Source organism: Arthrobacter sp. NPDC097144 (assembly GCF_044762205.1).
In the GTDB taxonomy this organism is placed as follows: domain Bacteria; phylum Actinomycetota; class Actinomycetes; order Actinomycetales; family Micrococcaceae; genus Arthrobacter_B.
In genome coordinates this window covers 110,315-125,231 of record NZ_JBIWDW010000005.1, presented here as the reverse complement: position 1 = coordinate 125,231, position 14,917 = coordinate 110,315, and the positions used below count along the sequence as shown (strand labels likewise).

The following is a 14,917-nucleotide window of genomic DNA, read 5'->3' as shown; positions in this document are numbered from 1 at the left end:
TGGGAACGGTGGCACCAGTTTTACCGCTCCCAACCCGGTGTTGGCCATGTACCCTGAGCGGCATGACTGCACCCATGGTTTATGTCCTTTTCCCGGGGACTGCCCGCGAGGCCCTGACCTTTTATGCCGGAGTGTTCGGCGGCGAGCTGTCGTTGCACACCAAGGGGGACTTCGGCAGCGGCGGCCCGCCTGACGCCATTGCCCACGGGGTGCTCGACGGCGTTGTCACGCTGGCCGCGGCGGACGCCGGCGGGCAGGACAACAGTGTTCAGCTTGAGGGTTTGATGCTTTCACTGCTGGGAACCGCTGAACCTGACGTCCTGCACAACTGGTTTGACCAGCTGGCCGACGGCGGCCGGATTGTCGACCCGCTGATGCCCAAGCCGTGGGGCGCTTCGGACGGTCAGGTGGTCGACCGGTACGGGCTGCACTGGCTGATCGGATACGAGCCGGCAGCCGGCTCGGCAGGTGAACCCGCAACTGAAAAGGTTGGTCCCCGTGAACCTTGACGGCGACCCGCAGCGCGCGTCGGAGCTGTGCCGGGAAGCTCACGTGCGCGTCGTTGCCCGCGTGGCGCAGCTGACAGATGCGGATGCCCGGGCCGCCAGCCTCTTGCCCGGATGGACCGTGGGTCACGTCCTCACGCATCTGGCGCGCAATGCGGATTCCCATGCGCGGCGAATGTCGGGTGCACTGGACGGCCTGGATCTTCCCAAGTATGTGGGCGGCAGCAAACAGCGGGAGGCCGAGATAAAGTCCGGTGCCGGGCGGTCGGCGCAGGAGCTCGTCGCCGACCTGGAAGCCAGCGAATTACGACTCGAGCAGGTCTTCGAGCGGTACATCACGGCGGGGGCGCCCAACGGCCACTTCCTCGGCGGATCAGACTACGGAGTGTGGGCGTGCCCGGCTCACCGGCTGCGCGAGATCGAGATGCACCATGTAGATCTGGGCCTTGGCTACACTTCCTCCGACTGGCCGGAGGAATACGTGGCCTGGGACCTGCCGACCTTGCTGGCCGGCGTTCCCGAACGGCTCGCTTCCTCCGATGACCGGCGAACGTTCATGGCCTGGCTGTCCGGCCGGGGGCCCTTGGACCCGGAGACCAAGCTGGCCCCCTGGTGAGGGAGCTGCTGCTCTACTGCGCTGCTTGCCGGACAGCGGAGCAGAGCAGCATGTCCCTCCGCACGCCGTCGATCTCCTGATGGCTGCGAAGGATTCCTTCGCGAACAAATCCTGCCTTCTCCGCGGTGCGCACTGACGCGGTATTCCACGGCTCGATATAAAGCTCCACCCGGTACAGGGCAGGAAGAGTCCAGGCGAAGTCCATCAGTGCCAGCAAGGCATCGGCGGCAACACCGCGGCCGCGCGCATCCGGACGCACCGCATAGCCTGCCGTCGCCCTCCCGGGTTGCCCCGGCGGGAAGAGTGCCGATGGTGGGAACATACGGGTCTTTGGCGAGTTCCATGGCCATGGCAGCGTCCTCGTCACGGAATTTCCGAAGGCGCACAGCTCCGTGGCGCGGGTCGGACGAGAGCCACGGCGGAATATCGGAACGCGTCTCCATGCGGACAGTCTGCTCCATCAGCCCTCAACCGGCGGCCGCAACACGGCGCGGGCTACTTGCGTCCGAATAACTTCCCAAACCATCCGGCGCCCGAACCGCCGTGTGACTGAGCTGCCCCGGCCGGATTGGCTGCTCCCGCCGATTTAGCCGCTCCCCCGGACTTGCCTGCATCGCAGGTGCAACGGTCGGTTTTCGGCACTCCCCGCAGAACCTGGTCCACGTGATTTCCACATCCGGCCCAAGTGGTTTTGCCGCACTTCCGGCAGGTGACTGCTCTGCACATTTCTAAGAACTCCATCCAGGTGAGGTGGGGCGATCGCCCCACCCAGCATGGCAGATACCCCCTAGGGTATGCAAAAGCAGGGCTGAACACCATCAGGGCTACGCGGCGCCGGAATCCCCAGTGACCTCTCTGCTTACCGTTGGGGCAGTGTCACCGTGAAAGCAGATCCCTGCCCCTGTTCACTGATAAAGGTCAGCTCACCGCCATGGTTTTCGACGATGTTCCGGGTGATCACCAAACCCAGGCCCACGCCGGGAACCGCCGAGGCCACTGCCTTGCGGCTGCGGAAGAACTTGGTGAAGACGCTCGCCTGCTCAGCGGCACTCATTCCCATGCCGGTATCGGCCACGCACAAGCGAACCGAGCTGCCCTCCTGCCAGAGCCGAACGCTGACCGTACCGCCGTCGGGCGAGTACTTCACCGCATTGGAAAGCAGGTTGTCCACTACCTGCGCCAGCCGCTGAGGGTCCACCTCCGCCATCAGGGACCCGGGAAGATCCTCCACCAGAACCACCGAATTGGCGCGGGCCTTGGGTGCTGCGGATTCCAGGCCTGAGCGCACAATGTCGGCCAGGTTCACCGGCCGCCGTTCCAGCTTCTTGCTCCCGGAGGCCACGGACAGCAGATCCGAGACCAAGCTAAGCAGCCGTTCCGAGTTGCGCAGTGCCACCTCCAAAGCATTGCTGACGTGCGGGGACAGGCTTTCATCCTCCAGGGCAAGGTCCAGGTAGCCCAGGATCGAGGTCAGCGGAGTCCGCAGTTCATGGGACACGCTCGCCACAAACTCCTCCTGCGCCGCCACTGCCTGGACCAGCCGGGTGACGTCGTTGAAAGCGAGCACCGATCCGGAAAAGACTCCGTCGGTTCTGATCGGCCGGGAAGAGACCGTGACGGCCATTTGCCTGTCGCTGCCCGGCGCGAACCACACCAGTTCGTTGGAGAAGGACTCCCCTGTGCCGGCCCGGCGGAATGGCTGGTCCACGGCGGGGATCGGCGTCACCCGGTCCGGCCCGTACATCAGTTGCTCCATCTCCGCGATGGAGGCATCACCCATCATCGTGCGCCAGGTGGATGCCATGTGGGCGTTGGTCAGCAGCACTTCCCCGTGTTCATCCAAAACAAGCAGGCCGACGTCGGCTGTGTCCAGGACAGTGGCCAGCAGGGCCTCGCGTTTCCTGCTTTCCGCCAGACCGTCCTGCAGAATGCGGTCCTTCTCCTCAAGTGCCTCCTGATTGGCCCGCAGCTCTGCCACGGCCGCGGCGCGTAACTCTTCCGACGCCTCCGCCTTGCGAAGGGCTGCCATCAGTTCCCGCTCATAGCGTCGGCGTGCAGAGGCATTAAGGACGGAAATGCGGTCAAGTCCGCCGCCGTCGTCGGCGCCTTCGGAGCGGACCCCGGACAGGAGGGCCGGAATCCTTTTCCCGTCTGCCGAGAGCAGCTCCACTGCCATCTCGTTGAAACACCCGGATACCGCCAACTGGGGCACAGCGTGGGACGCGAACAGGATCCGGTCCCCCACCGGCAGCAGGTCAGCAATGTTCTTGCCGAACAGTTCTTCGCGGGAATGACCGGTCCAGGAAACCAGTGTCCGGTTTACATCCAGGATCGTGCCGTCCGTTTTGAGGACGAGATATCCGGAGGCCGACGCGTGGAAATGTTCCTCATATGTGCTATTCACCGGGGACGCTTTCCAGGTAGTTCAGGATGGCGGCCGCCGTGATTCGGGGGCGCTGAGATGCGGCATGTTTCCATTGGTATCCAGGGGCATCAGCGTACTGCCGGGCAGATGCTCGTGGAGGTATTGGGACGCGGCTACAGGTGTCAATGGATCAGCGCGTGTTTTGAGGATTAGTGCGGGAACAGGGACCTGGGCCAGCAGGTGCCGGACGTCGGCGGCAAATGACATCTGCAGGAAGTCCCGGACATACTCCGGGTGCAGCCGGCACATGTTCTCGGCCAATTCAGTACTGACCTCTGAACCAGGGTCCGCGCCCGCTACCGCAGGAGCCATCATCTTGGCCCACAGGGGATAATTGGCCTCCACAGCGTCCAGGATGTCCTCGATATCCTCCGGACGAAATCCGCCGAGATACCCTTCGTCATTGATGTAGCGGGGTGAGGTGCAGAGCAGGACGAGACGCGCAATCCGCGGGCTCCGTGTCGAGGCAGCCAGGGCCATGGTGCCGGCGATGCTGTGCCCCACGACAGTGGCATCCTGGACCTCAAGGACGTCAAGAATCTCGATAAAATCCCCCAGATGACCCTCAAGCGAAGCGTATTTTGCGGCACTGTAAGCGTCCGGATCGGCACCCCCGGTGCCCACATGATCAAACAGCACCACTTTGTAGGTATCTGTGAAGAAGGGCAGGAGGCGGTTCCAGATCACCTGATCGCAGCCAAATCCCTGCACCAGCAGCAGCACCGGTCCATCCATACGCCCCAGCACCCGGACGTTGTTGCGGTGCCTCACTTCGTCCGCATTCATCCTCTACCTGCTTCCGCGTTAGTTTCAGTTATCCATTATCGCGGCTGCTGCTGCAGCTGAAGCACGCAGGCCTAGGCTGCAGCGCGCCTGCGGCGAAGCAGCCAGAAGGCTGCAGCGCCCAGAAGGATGACCGCGGCGAGGGCAGAGATGATGATGCGGTGATCCGGTTCATCTGCCGGTACCGCAGCTGCATCACTGAAGGTCAGATCCGCCTCGGCCTGGGCCGTCACCAGTCCGCTTTTCAGGTCCAGCTGGGCATGCCAGGGACCGGCGGGCAGTTCAGGCGCCAGAGTGACCGAAACCGGGGTGGTTTCCCCGGGGGCGATGGTGACGGTTCCGTCCAGGGAGGCGGGTCCGGCGGACAAGCCACCCGGACCGTCAATCAGGGCGAGCTCGCCCTGCACATCCAGGGCCCGGCCGCCGGTATTGGTGACGTCGGCGGTGACCTGCGGGGCACCGTCAGCGCTTCGGCCGGCAGCCAGGTCACCGATGTTGAAGGCTGCGGGCGGACCATTGCCGGGGCCCACCGAAAGGTAGACGCGGATTCCGACGCGGCTGGCGTTGATAATCTGGGTGTCGGGCGAAGGAGCTGACCGTACTTCCGCCCAGAGGACCGCATACTGCTCGGCTTCTGCGGCGTCCTTCGGAACAGCGATCCGGACGGTTACCTCGGCACTTTCACCCGCGGCCAGCTCCACTGTGGGGGTATCCATGGAGATCCACCCGGTGAGCTCATTCTGGGCTTCCCGTGCAAGCCCCACGAAGGAACCGTCCTTCACCTCGGCTGCAGAGGCGTAAACGGCAACAGACTGCGGTTCCGGGGTGCTGTTCTGCACCTCCACGCGGCGTTCGATGGTGGTTCCCGGCGGAAGGTTGTCGACAATGTAGGACCGTGCCCGCGGATCATCTTGCGTGGCTTCGGGAATGTCCATGAGGCGGATGCCGATTCCACCCCCGGAATCGGAATCATCAGCGTGCGAGGCTGCGACGGGAACAAATAGAAAAAGTGCAGTCATGAGACCGACATATAAGGAACGCAAGAGACCCCTGGCAGGCGGAAGGAAAAGATAGCGATATACATGCCGGACTCGCGATCCGACACTGCTTGATAGGCGGCAGGTGCCGTCCTGAGAATGCTCTCAGGACGGCGGCTGGCCTTAGTAGAGCGAGTGGGTCAGGGTTGCAGTGTATTTACCAACAAGGGCATTAGTCGGAACTTTAAACGATACGCTGGGCGTCCATTTTGCCGCGTTGTCGCCATAAGGACTCTCGACTTTGACGACATCTTGCTCCTGGTTGAGCTCTGCAATTTTGGCACCATCGGATTTAATCTCACCACGGACGTCGCCTGTTGGGATGAAATCCTCCACGTGGTATGCGAGATCAGTCGGGATAATCGATTCTCGTGGGTCCTCTTCCTCTGCCGGAGCACCAAGATCATCGAAAATGACGAATTTCGTCATTTTAACTGTCGTGTTCCATCCGGTGATCCAAGAACGATTGTCTGTAACCGTAACGATGGGAGCCGTGAAGCCACTCTGAGCCCCGGGTTTCAAAGCGATATCGTCTATCGGCGTTGTCGCAACGTCCATCGTCAGCGATCCCGTCGCGGAAACCTCGATGGTCGCATGAGAATCGTTCGCGGCAATGAGTCCCGCGTCAGCCGCAGACGCGGGAAGGGCGGACAGACTCAGAAGAGCGGCAGAAGTGCCCAGGGCAAGAGAAATACGGGTCGCTTTACGCATGGAAGTAGAGACCTTTTTGTTTGAGACAAAACCAATCACCGGTGAGATTTCCGGTGGTGGAGGAACGCCAGAGAAAGCGTTTTTGATTCCCCGATCGCAATCTAACAGAACGTTCCTCTATGCCGAAATTCATGCACAAGCATATAAATACATGCGGATTGCGGTTGCCAGATTGAATTAACAGACGCCGCACCGGAAATTAGTGACTGACTAGGGCTTTTTCACCTCGCGGTTCCGCGGGGAGGGATTCCGGGTCTCAAACGGAGCCTCCCCGCGCGGATGCCGCATGTGATTAACGGCACCACAATCTGCAGGGGTCTCTACTTCCTACAGGCTCCCGATCGTCCCATGGCAGCCTCACCATCCGCCCAAGATCAGCTCAAGATCGGCTCAAGATCCGGAAGGGCTCCCGTATGCCCTGGTCCGGGTAAGCCCCGACATCCGACCCCACGCCCTCCCCGCACGTCCCCCAGCAGGTGCCCCAACGGCTCGTTCAGCCAAACGCAGCCCGGTTGCGGTCCACCCACTGCGCAAACGTGCGCGCCGGAGTGCCCGTCAGAGCTTCGACATCACCGGACACCGGGAGGACGGCTGCCTCCGGACCGAACGTGCGGAACACGGATTCAATGAACACCGGAGGAGCTCCTTGGAACGCCGTCGCCTTTGCCGTTTCCAGATCCAGCCTTTCCGCCCGCAGCTCCCGGCCAAGGACCCCGGAAGCAACGTGGGTCTGGTCCGCGACGGACAAAGCAGCCGGTCCGGTGATCGAGTACGCGCCGCCTGCAGGCTCAGCCTCTGACAGCACGGCGACAGCTGCCGCCGCTATGTCGTCCGGATCGACAACCGGCAGCTTCACATCCAGCCAGGGCGCACGGACCACGCCCTCTGCGGCTGCGCCTGACGCCCACATTAGGAAGTTGTAGTCAAAGCCGGCGGCCCGCAGGAACGTCGCGGGAACGCCGGCAGCGTCAAGAGCCTGCTCCCCGTTGCGGTGGTGGACCGTAATCAGATTGTCTTCCCCGTACGGCAGTACCGTATCCACGGTGAAGGAGGACAGCAGCACCACATGGTCCAGCCCCAGCTCACCGGCAGCCGCGGCAAAGACCGCACCGTCGTCGTCGGCCATGTTCAAAAAGGCACGGTCAATGCCGGCAAGGGCGCGGCGCACGTCAGCTGCGTCGGTCAGGTCCCCCTGCACGACGGTGACGCCCTCGGGAGGATCGTAGGCGCCCGGATTACGGACCAAAGCCACCACGTCATGCTCAGTGCCGGCAAGGCCCCGGACGATGGCGCCGCCCACGGTTCCGGTGGCACCTGTCACAAGAATCTTCATCAGAGCCTGCTCCTCACTCCCCTCGGACCCTCCGAACGGAACAGTGCTAACTAAAACATAACATCAGTGTTCCGAACAATAGGCGGAGAGCAATTGGGTACCATCGTTCCATGACCTCCACCCCCGTTGATTCCGCCCAGGAACGTATCCTGAAAGCGACATGCGACCTGCTGGAACAGGGTGGCCGGAGCGCCGTTTCCACCCGCGCCGTCAGCGCCGCAGCGGGCGTGCAGCCGCAAACCATCTACCGGCAGTTCGGTGACATGGCAGGCCTGCTCGACGCGGCAGCCCAGGAGGGGTTCCGCCGGTATCTGGGGTCAAAATCCTCCGCGGCTTTCGGAGCGGATCCGGTCGCGGATCTGCGCGCCGGATGGGATCTGCACATCGACTTCGGGGTAAACAACCCGGCACTGTACCTGCTGATGTACGGCGAGCCCGATTCCCGGCGGCAGCCCGAGGCCGCCAGACAAACCCAGGACATCCTGCGGAACCTTCTGGACGCGGCTGCCCGGGCCGGCCGGCTCCGAATGGATGTCGATGCCGCGGCGTCCCTGATCCATGCCCTCGGCATCGGCGTGGTCATCTCCGCGATCGGCAACAAAGCCGAGGCTGATACCGGGCTCTCGGAGCGGGTGCGGGAACTGGCCATTGAGGCCATCACCACCGAGGATGCCCGTGAGTCCTCCGGCGCTCAGCGCCCGGACGACGACGCCGCCCGGCACGCGATTGCGCTCCGTTCCCTCGTGCCCGCAGCTTCGTCCGGACTCACCCCCGGGGAAAGCCTCCTTCTGGATGAGCTGCTCGCCCGGGTTGCCAAGGCGGGAGCGGCGGAGGCGTAAACCTCCCTACCCCGGAAGCAGTTCCCCCAGGATCCGCGCCAGCTCGGTGCGGTCCTGCGGATCCAGCACGGAAAAGAACTCATCGGCCTCACGTTTGCGGTCCGCATTGACCCTGGCCCGCAGGTGTTCCCCCTCCTCAGTCAGCGACAGCAGCGTTGCCCGCCGGTCCGAAGGATGCGCGCGGCGCTCCACCAACCCCTTGTCCGCGAGCTGATCAACCACCTCGGTGGCCGAACGCGGCGCAATCCGCAGCCGCTCAGCGAGTTCCTTCAGCCGCAGTCCCGGCTCGCCGCCGGTGTCTTCGCCAGCCGCAGCTGCCCTGCCCACGGCATTCAGCGCACGGAACTGGTGCGGCGTCAGGCCGAAGGGAGCAAGCTGATACATCCAGCGCTTCCGCAGTCCCCGGAATGCCGCGTGCATCAGATCGCCCAGGGCAGCCGGATCAGCTGAAGTATTCGTCATACCGCCAGTCTATCCATTTCGCTGCAGTCACATAGTGAGGTAACCTCTGTATCAGTTGCCGTGTACAACGCCGGCAGCGTGAGGAGGACCTTTGGCTAACCCCGGAATCAACACCCGTTCCACCACTGCCGGAAGTGCCCCGCAAGGCGGCGGCCCCAGAACTAACGACGCCGCAGGCGGCCGGGGCGGCCGCGGCCCCGCAAAACTCAACCCGGCGGATAAGAAGCAGCTCAAGCAGCACCCCGTCTCCCTTAGCCGCATCGCGGCGCTCTTCGCACCACACAAGGTGACCATCGCCGTCGTCGTCCTGCTGATTTCCGCCGCCTCGGTGGTGGGCCTGGCCCAGCCGTTCCTGGTGCGCGCCGTGATCGATGATGCGCTGCCCCACGGCAACACCCGCCTGCTGGCCCTGCTGACCGCCGCCATGGTGGCCGTGGCAGCGGTGACAGCCGTGATCGGCGTCGTGCAGACCTGGATGGCCACCTCCATGGGCCAGCGCGTCATGCATACTCTGCGCGTGAACCTCTTCACCCACCTGCAGGCGCAGTCGCTGGGTTTCTTCACCCGCACCCGCGGCGGCGAGGTCCAGTCCCGCCTCACGCATGACATCTCGGGCATGCAGTCGGTAGTGACCACCACCGCCACCGGAGTCGCCTCGAACCTGACCACGGCGGTGGCCACCGCCGTGGCCATGGTGGCCCTCTCCCCCGGACTCAGCCTGATTTCCCTGATCGTGCTGCCGCCGGCCATCTGGCTTTCCCGCAGAGTGGCGAAAATCCGACGCAACGTCACGGATGAACGCCAGCGCGAACTCGCGGCCCTGCACACCCAGGTGGAGGAAGGCCTCTCCGTCTCCGGGGTTCGACTGGCCAAAACCCTGGGCACCATCCCCCGCGATGCCGAACGCTTCGCGGCACGCTCGAACAAGCTGGTGGGGCTGGAACTGCGCAGCCAGCTTGCCGGCCGCTGGCGGATGGCGACCATGCAGATTGTCTTCGCGGCCATTCCCGCGGTCATTTACCTCGCTGCCGGATTCCCCGCCACCAGCGGCGGCATGACCATCGGCACCCTCGTGGCGTTTACCGCACTACAGGGCACCATCTTCCGGCCCGTCATGGGCCTGCTGAACATCGGCGTCCAGTGGGTGACCGCGCTGGCGTTCTTCAGCCGGATCTTCGAATACCTGGACCTGGTGCCGGACATTCAGGCTCCCGATCACCCGGTGCGGCTGGACCCGGCCGCAGTGCGCGGCGAGGTGCGGTTCGAAGGTGTGCGGTTTGCGTACGACGGCGGCACGGGAGACGACACGGGTGCCGGCGCCAGTGAAAACACTGACATCCTGCACGGCATTGATCTCACGCTGCCAGCCGGCACCAGCACCGCCGTCGTCGGCCCCACCGGCTCCGGCAAAAGCACCCTGGCTTCACTGTTGCCCCGGCTCAACGAGGTCAGCGCCGGCCGGGTCACCATTGACGGCGTGGACGTGCGCGAGATTGCGTCCGGGGACCTGGCCCGGATTGTCGGCGTGGTCTCCCAGGAAACTTATCTGATCCACGCATCGGTACGGGAAAACTTGCTGCTGGCAGCCCCTGGCGCCACGGATGAGCAGCTCTGGCAGGCGCTGGCCGCAGCCCAGATTGCCGACTCGATCGGCGCCCTGCCGGACGGGCTGGACACCTTGGTGGGTGCCCGCGGCCACCGCTTTTCCGGCGGCGAGCAGCAGCGGCTGGCCATTGCCCGCACCATCCTGCGCAACCCGCCGGTACTGGTGCTGGACGAGGCCACATCGGCCCTGGACAACAGCACCGAGGCGCAGGTGCAGCTGGCCCTGGAAAAACTCTCCGCGGGACGGACCACGCTCACCATCGCCCACCGGCTCTCCACGGTGGAGAACGCGGATCAGGTGGTGGTGCTCGACGCCGGCCGGATCGTCGAGCGCGGCACGCCGGATCAACTGCGGGCAGCGGACGGTGCGTTTGCCCGGCTGGCCGCCGCCCGGCAAGAGATCCGCGTCGGCACCGGGCAGTAGCTGCCGGTTCCGCAGCCCCGCCGCCCCACCGGTTCCGCAGCACCGCGGCCCCGGCGGTTGCGCGCGGCACCTAGCTGAACGCGGAAATGCCGGTAACGGCACGCCCAATCAGCAGCGACTGCACCGAGTCAGTGCCCTCATAGGTGTGAACCACCTCCATGTCCGTCAGGTGCCGAGCCACGTGGAAATCCAGCAGCAATCCGTTGCCGCCCAGGATTTCCCTCGCCTCTGAGCAGATCCACCGGGCCTTTTGGGCGCTGTGCATTTTGGCGATCGATGCCTGCGTTCCGGTCCACCGTCCGGTCTCCTGCAACTGCGCCATGCGCACGCACATGAGCTGGATGGCGGTGAGCTCGGCGAGCATATTTGCCAGTTTGTTCTGCACCAGCTGGAAACCGGCGATCGGCCGGCCGAACTGGGTGCGGACGCCCGCGTAGGTCAGCGCCGCTTCATAGCCGGCGATGGCGTGTCCCAGGCTCTCCCACGAGGCGCCGCCGCGGGTGGAGGCCAGCACGCGGGAGGCGTCGCGGAAGGATTCGGCGCCGGGCAGCCGGTTCTCCTCGGGGATCCGCAGGTTGGCCAGTTCGATGTCCGGCTGCAGGATGGCCCGCTTGCCGATCTTGCCGGTGATCACCTCGGCGCGGTAGCCGGCCGGGTAGGAGCCGTCGTCGTTCTTCTCCATCACGAAGGCCTTGACCTTGGCGTCGGCTTCATCGCGCGCCCAGATGATAACGACGTCGGCGAAGCTGGCGTTGCCGATCCAGCGTTTGCGGCCGTTCAGGACCCAGTGCCCGCCCTCGCGCCGCGCGGTGGTTTCCAGCTGCGCGGAATCGGAACCATGTTCCGGTTCGGTTAGGGCGAAGGCGCCGATCAGCTCCAGGGCGGCCATCCGGGGTAGCCAGCGCTGCTTCTGCTCCTCGCTGCCGAGCATGTTCACGGTGCCCATGGACAGGTTGGACTGCACGCCGATGAAGGTGTTCATGGAACCGTCCCCGCGGGACATTTCCATGGTGGCCAGGCCGGCGGCCAGCCGGCTCATGCCCGGGCAGCCGTAGCCTTCGATCGTGGAACCGATGATGCCCAGGGCCGCGAGATCCGGCAGCAGGGCGTGCGGGAATTCGGCCCGCTCCCAGTAGCCGTTGATCACCGGCAAGACCTTGTCGTTGACGAAGCCGCGCACCTTGGCCTGGACGGCACGGTCCTGATCATCAAGGCCTTCCAGCAGCAGGAAGGGATCCGTGTCCCGCGCCTGGGTCAGGCCCGCGGCGAGGGCTGCGGTGTAGTCATCGGTCCAGCCGTCAGTGCTGGTGTCCGTGTTCTCAGCGGGCATCATAGGAATACCATCCCTGTCCGGTTTTGCGGCCGAAGCTGCCCTGGTCGTAGAGGTCTTTGAGGAGCGGGTGAGGCAGGTCCGCCGGGTCGCCCGTCTGGTCATACGTGGCCTGGCGGATCAGATAGCTGACATCGAGGCCCACCAGGTCCATCAGTTCGAACGGTCCCATGGGGTGGTTCAGGGCGGTTTTCGCCGCGGTGTCGATGTCGCGGAAATCGGCAACGCCGTCCGCGTACAGGCGCAGGGCTTCGTCGCGCAGGGCCCCCATGAGCCGGTTGGCAACAAAGCCGGGGATCTCGCGGTTGATCAGCACCGGTGACTTCCCCAGCGACCGGGCCAGTTCCAGGGCGGTGTCCACGGTTTCCTGGGACGTTTGGGGATGGCGCACCACTTCCACGCACTTCATGACCAGCGCCGGATTGAAGAAGTGCATGTTGCAGACCTTCTCCGGACGGCCGGTGGAGGAAGCGACGGCGGAGGATCCGAGCGTGGAGGAGTTGGTGGCCAGAATGGCGTGCGCCGGAGCGGCCGCGTCCAGGGCTGCGAAGATGCTGCGTTTAATGTCCAGCCTCTCAGTGGCAGCTTCAATGACGAAGTCAGCGTCGGCCGCGGCGTCGGGCAGCGAGGAAGTAAACTCCAGGCGGCCCAGTGCGGTATCGGCTTCTGCCCGGGAAAGGGATCCCTTGGCCACCTTGGCCTGCATCCGTGCGGTGAGCTGGCCTTGTGCCTGGACCAGCATGTCCGTACTGACATCCTGGACGGCGGTCCGGTAGCCGGCGGCTGCGGCAACCATGGCGATCTGGGATCCCATGGCTCCGGCGCCGATGACCAGGATCTTGTGGATGGTGCCCATCTGTTCTCCTATCGGGGTGGGCGCGGATCCGGCGTGCACCGGGGTCACTGTCCCTGGAATTCGGCCGGACGCTTTTCGATGAATGCCCGGGCACCTTCGCGCTTGTCAGCGGTGGTGTAGAGCAGCGACTGCGCCAGGCGTTCAATGACCAGTCCGGTGCGCTGGTCCGTTTCGGCGCCGGTCTTGATGACCAGTTTGGCCAGCCGGACAGCCAGCGGGCCCTTGCCCATGATCTGCTCGGCGAGCGCGCGGGCGGCGTCCAGCAGTCCGGCGTCGGGGACGACGTCGGTTACCAGGCCCATGTCCTTCGCTTCCCCGGCGCCGAAGATCCGGCCGGTGAGGATCAGCTCCACTGCGCGGCCCTTGCCCACCAGGCGGGTCAGGCGCTGGGTTCCCCCGGCGCCTGGCAGTACCCCGAGGTTCGTTTCGGGCAGGCCGAAGCGGGCGCTTTCGGCGGCGATGCGGATGTCGCAGGACATCGCCAGTTCATTGCCGCCGCCCAGCGCAAACCCGTTAACCGCCGCGATGGTGGGCTTGTCGTAGTCCTCGATGTAGTCGTAGAGCCGGGCCATTTCGGAGGCCAGACCGTCGGTGAGGGTGTAGTTGACCAGCTGAGTGATGTCGGCGCCGGCGATGAAAGCCTTCTCCCCCGCACCGGTGAAGACCACCGCGCCCACGTCATCCCGGGCCGCGAAGTCTTCCAGCGCGGCCCGGATTTCCCGCAGCACCGTCTTGCTCAGCGCGTTTCGGGCCTCGGGACGGTTGACGGTGATAGTGCCGAGCCGGTTGTCCACCTCGGCGAGGATGGTGGTGAATTCCATGCCGCCCCCTACCGGAACGCCGGCGAGCCGGTGATGTGCTGGCCCAGGATCAGGGTGTGCACCTCATCCGTGCCTTCGTAGGTGCGTACAGATTCCAGGTTGTTCGCGTGCCGCAGCGGCGAGTAGTCCAGCGTGATGCCATTGCCGCCCAGGATGGTGCGGGCCTCCCGGCAGACGGCGATCGCTTCGCGGCAGTTGTTCAGCTTGCCCACGGAGATCTGCACCGGCTGCAGGGTCCCTGCGTCCTTCATACGTCCGGTGTGGATGGCCAGCAGGGTGCCCTTCTGGATTTCCAGGAGCATGTTGACCAGTTTTTCCTGGGTCAGCTGATACGCCGCCAGGGGCTTGTCGAACTGCATCCGCTGCAGGGAATACTTCAGCGCTTCCTCATAGCTGTCGCGGGCCGCGCCCATCGACCCCCAGATGATCCCGTAGCGGGCCTCGTTCAGGCAGGAGAACGGCCCGCGCAGGCCCTTGGCGCCCGGGAGCCGGGCATTGTCCGGCAGCCGGACATCCTCGAAGGTGAGGTCGCACTGGATGGAGGCACGCATGGACAGCTTCGGTTCGATCGGCACCGCACTGAAACCCGGAGTGTCGGTGGGAACCAGGAAGCCGCGGACACCCTCGTCGGTGGCGGCCCAGATCACGGCGATCCGGGCGATGGAGGCCAGCCCGATCCAGCGTTTGGCACCGTTCAGGACCCAGCCGTCGCCGTCGCGCACTGCCGTGGTCTGCATGCTGGACGGATCCGAGCCGGCGGTGGGCTCGGTCAGTCCGAAACAGCCGATGATTTCGCCCTTCGCCATCCCCGGCAGGTATGTGTTTTTCTGCTCCTCGGACCCCCACTTGTGGATGGCACTCATTGCCAGTGATCCCTGGACGGAGACGAACGTGCGCAGCCCGGAATCGCCGGCTTCCAGTTCCATCGCGGCAATGCCGTATTCCACTGCACTGCGGCCGGGACAGCCGTAGCCCTGCAGGTGCATGCCCAGCAGGCCCAGCTCCCCCATTTCGCGGGCAATCTCCACCGGGAAGTGCGCGTCCTCGTACCAGGCCTTGATGTTGGGCTTGATCCGGTCGCGGACGAAACCGCGGACCACGTCGCGCAGCTGGAGTTCCTGCTCGGTCAGCAGTCCGTCCAGGTTGAGCACATCGGAAGCGGCCAGCGG

General features: G+C 64.7%; 15 protein-coding genes. 4 read left to right on the top strand and 11 right to left on the bottom strand.

Translation table 11 applies throughout. From position 1 onward, the window contains the following. The first annotated feature begins 62 nt into the window (after positions 1–62). The gene (locus ACIQXM_RS13090) at positions 63–509 is read left to right on the top strand and encodes a VOC family protein (protein ID WP_400932144.1); all 447 of its coding nucleotides are present in this window, start codon (positions 63–65) and stop codon (positions 507–509) included. Beyond that, on the top strand, positions 499–1,122 hold the full coding sequence (locus ACIQXM_RS13085; RefSeq protein WP_400932142.1) for a maleylpyruvate isomerase N-terminal domain-containing protein: 624 nt from the start codon (positions 499–501) through the stop codon (positions 1,120–1,122). Before ACIQXM_RS13090 ends, ACIQXM_RS13085 begins: the two co-directional genes overlap by 11 nt. Before the next feature lie 13 nt (positions 1,123–1,135). Here ACIQXM_RS13085 and ACIQXM_RS13080 read toward each other — a convergent pair whose 3' ends face one another. From ACIQXM_RS13080 to ACIQXM_RS13055, 6 genes are all read right to left on the bottom strand, one after another. Then, positions 1,136–1,381: a GNAT family N-acetyltransferase gene (locus ACIQXM_RS13080; protein WP_400932140.1), complete on the bottom strand. Its 246-nt coding sequence runs from the start codon at positions 1,379–1,381 to the stop codon at positions 1,136–1,138. Positions 1,382–1,981: 600 nt separating this feature from the next. Continuing rightward, on the bottom strand, positions 1,982–3,526 hold the full coding sequence (locus tag ACIQXM_RS13075) for an ATP-binding protein (protein WP_400932138.1): 1,545 nt from the start codon (positions 3,524–3,526) through the stop codon (positions 1,982–1,984). Between the two features lie 21 nt (positions 3,527–3,547). Next, positions 3,548–4,333 (bottom strand): alpha/beta fold hydrolase, encoded by a 786-nt coding sequence (locus ACIQXM_RS13070; RefSeq protein WP_400932136.1) that lies wholly within the window; start codon positions 4,331–4,333, stop codon positions 3,548–3,550. Positions 4,334–4,404: 71 nt separating this feature from the next. Next, the gene (locus ACIQXM_RS13065) at positions 4,405–5,349 is read right to left on the bottom strand and encodes a hypothetical protein (RefSeq protein WP_400932134.1); all 945 of its coding nucleotides are present in this window, start codon (positions 5,347–5,349) and stop codon (positions 4,405–4,407) included. 141 nt (positions 5,350–5,490) lie between these two features. Further along, the gene (locus ACIQXM_RS13060) at positions 5,491–6,078 is read right to left on the bottom strand and encodes a hypothetical protein (RefSeq protein WP_400932132.1); all 588 of its coding nucleotides are present in this window, start codon (positions 6,076–6,078) and stop codon (positions 5,491–5,493) included. A 493-nt stretch (positions 6,079–6,571) separates the two neighbouring features. Continuing rightward, positions 6,572–7,411: an SDR family oxidoreductase gene (locus ACIQXM_RS13055; RefSeq protein WP_400932130.1), complete on the bottom strand. Its 840-nt coding sequence runs from the start codon at positions 7,409–7,411 to the stop codon at positions 6,572–6,574. Between the two features lie 110 nt (positions 7,412–7,521). Between ACIQXM_RS13055 and ACIQXM_RS13050 the strand changes: the two genes are divergently transcribed. Then, the gene (locus tag ACIQXM_RS13050; protein ID WP_400932128.1) at positions 7,522–8,250 is read left to right on the top strand and encodes a TetR/AcrR family transcriptional regulator; all 729 of its coding nucleotides are present in this window, start codon (positions 7,522–7,524) and stop codon (positions 8,248–8,250) included. A 6-nt stretch (positions 8,251–8,256) separates the two neighbouring features. Here the strand turns inward: ACIQXM_RS13050 and ACIQXM_RS13045 are convergent, their stop codons facing one another. Then, the gene (locus ACIQXM_RS13045; protein WP_400932126.1) at positions 8,257–8,712 is read right to left on the bottom strand and encodes a MarR family winged helix-turn-helix transcriptional regulator; all 456 of its coding nucleotides are present in this window, start codon (positions 8,710–8,712) and stop codon (positions 8,257–8,259) included. Between the two features lie 91 nt (positions 8,713–8,803). Between ACIQXM_RS13045 and ACIQXM_RS13040 the strand changes: the two genes are divergently transcribed. After that, positions 8,804–10,741, top strand: a complete 1,938-nt coding sequence (locus tag ACIQXM_RS13040; protein ID WP_400932124.1) for an ABC transporter ATP-binding protein — start codon at positions 8,804–8,806, stop codon at positions 10,739–10,741. Positions 10,742–10,811: 70 nt separating this feature from the next. Here ACIQXM_RS13040 and ACIQXM_RS13035 read toward each other — a convergent pair whose 3' ends face one another. Genes ACIQXM_RS13035 through ACIQXM_RS13020 form a run of 4 tightly spaced genes read right to left on the bottom strand, consistent with a single transcriptional unit; the run spans position 10,812 to position 14,914 of the window. Beyond that, positions 10,812–12,074 carry an acyl-CoA dehydrogenase family protein gene (locus ACIQXM_RS13035; protein ID WP_400932122.1) on the bottom strand — a complete coding sequence of 421 codons (1,263 nt, stop codon included), beginning with the start codon at positions 12,072–12,074 and terminating at the stop codon, positions 10,812–10,814. Further along, a complete protein-coding gene (locus ACIQXM_RS13030; protein WP_400932120.1) occupies positions 12,061–12,927 on the bottom strand; it encodes a 3-hydroxyacyl-CoA dehydrogenase family protein in 867 nt (288 codons plus the stop codon). Before ACIQXM_RS13030 ends, ACIQXM_RS13035 begins: the two co-directional genes overlap by 14 nt. Before the next feature lie 44 nt (positions 12,928–12,971). Further along, positions 12,972–13,748 (bottom strand): enoyl-CoA hydratase/isomerase family protein, encoded by a 777-nt coding sequence (locus ACIQXM_RS13025; RefSeq protein WP_400932118.1) that lies wholly within the window; start codon positions 13,746–13,748, stop codon positions 12,972–12,974. An 8-nt stretch (positions 13,749–13,756) separates the two neighbouring features. Then, the gene (locus ACIQXM_RS13020; protein ID WP_400932509.1) at positions 13,757–14,914 is read right to left on the bottom strand and encodes an acyl-CoA dehydrogenase family protein; all 1,158 of its coding nucleotides are present in this window, start codon (positions 14,912–14,914) and stop codon (positions 13,757–13,759) included. Positions 14,915–14,917: the final 3 nt, after the last annotated feature.

Excerpts from the sequence above, each read along its gene's own strand:
- ACIQXM_RS13090 (WP_400932144.1), top strand. The coding sequence starts at position 63 with ATGACTGCACCCATGGTTTATGTCCTTTTCCCGGGGACTGCCCGCGAG.
- ACIQXM_RS13065 (WP_400932134.1), bottom strand. The coding sequence starts at position 5,349 with ATGACTGCACTTTTTCTATTTGTTCCCGTCGCAGCCTCGCACGCTGAT.
- ACIQXM_RS13025 (WP_400932118.1), bottom strand. The coding sequence starts at position 13,748 with ATGGAATTCACCACCATCCTCGCCGAGGTGGACAACCGGCTCGGCACT.
- ACIQXM_RS13045 (WP_400932126.1), bottom strand. The coding sequence starts at position 8,712 with ATGACGAATACTTCAGCTGATCCGGCTGCCCTGGGCGATCTGATGCAC.
- ACIQXM_RS13050 (WP_400932128.1), top strand. The coding sequence starts at position 7,522 with ATGACCTCCACCCCCGTTGATTCCGCCCAGGAACGTATCCTGAAAGCG.
- ACIQXM_RS13060 (WP_400932132.1), bottom strand. The coding sequence starts at position 6,078 with ATGCGTAAAGCGACCCGTATTTCTCTTGCCCTGGGCACTTCTGCCGCT.
- ACIQXM_RS13070 (WP_400932136.1), bottom strand. The coding sequence starts at position 4,333 with ATGAATGCGGACGAAGTGAGGCACCGCAACAACGTCCGGGTGCTGGGG.
- ACIQXM_RS13035 (WP_400932122.1), bottom strand. The coding sequence starts at position 12,074 with ATGATGCCCGCTGAGAACACGGACACCAGCACTGACGGCTGGACCGAT.
- ACIQXM_RS13030 (WP_400932120.1), bottom strand. The coding sequence starts at position 12,927 with ATGGGCACCATCCACAAGATCCTGGTCATCGGCGCCGGAGCCATGGGA.
- ACIQXM_RS13055 (WP_400932130.1), bottom strand. The coding sequence starts at position 7,411 with ATGAAGATTCTTGTGACAGGTGCCACCGGAACCGTGGGCGGCGCCATC.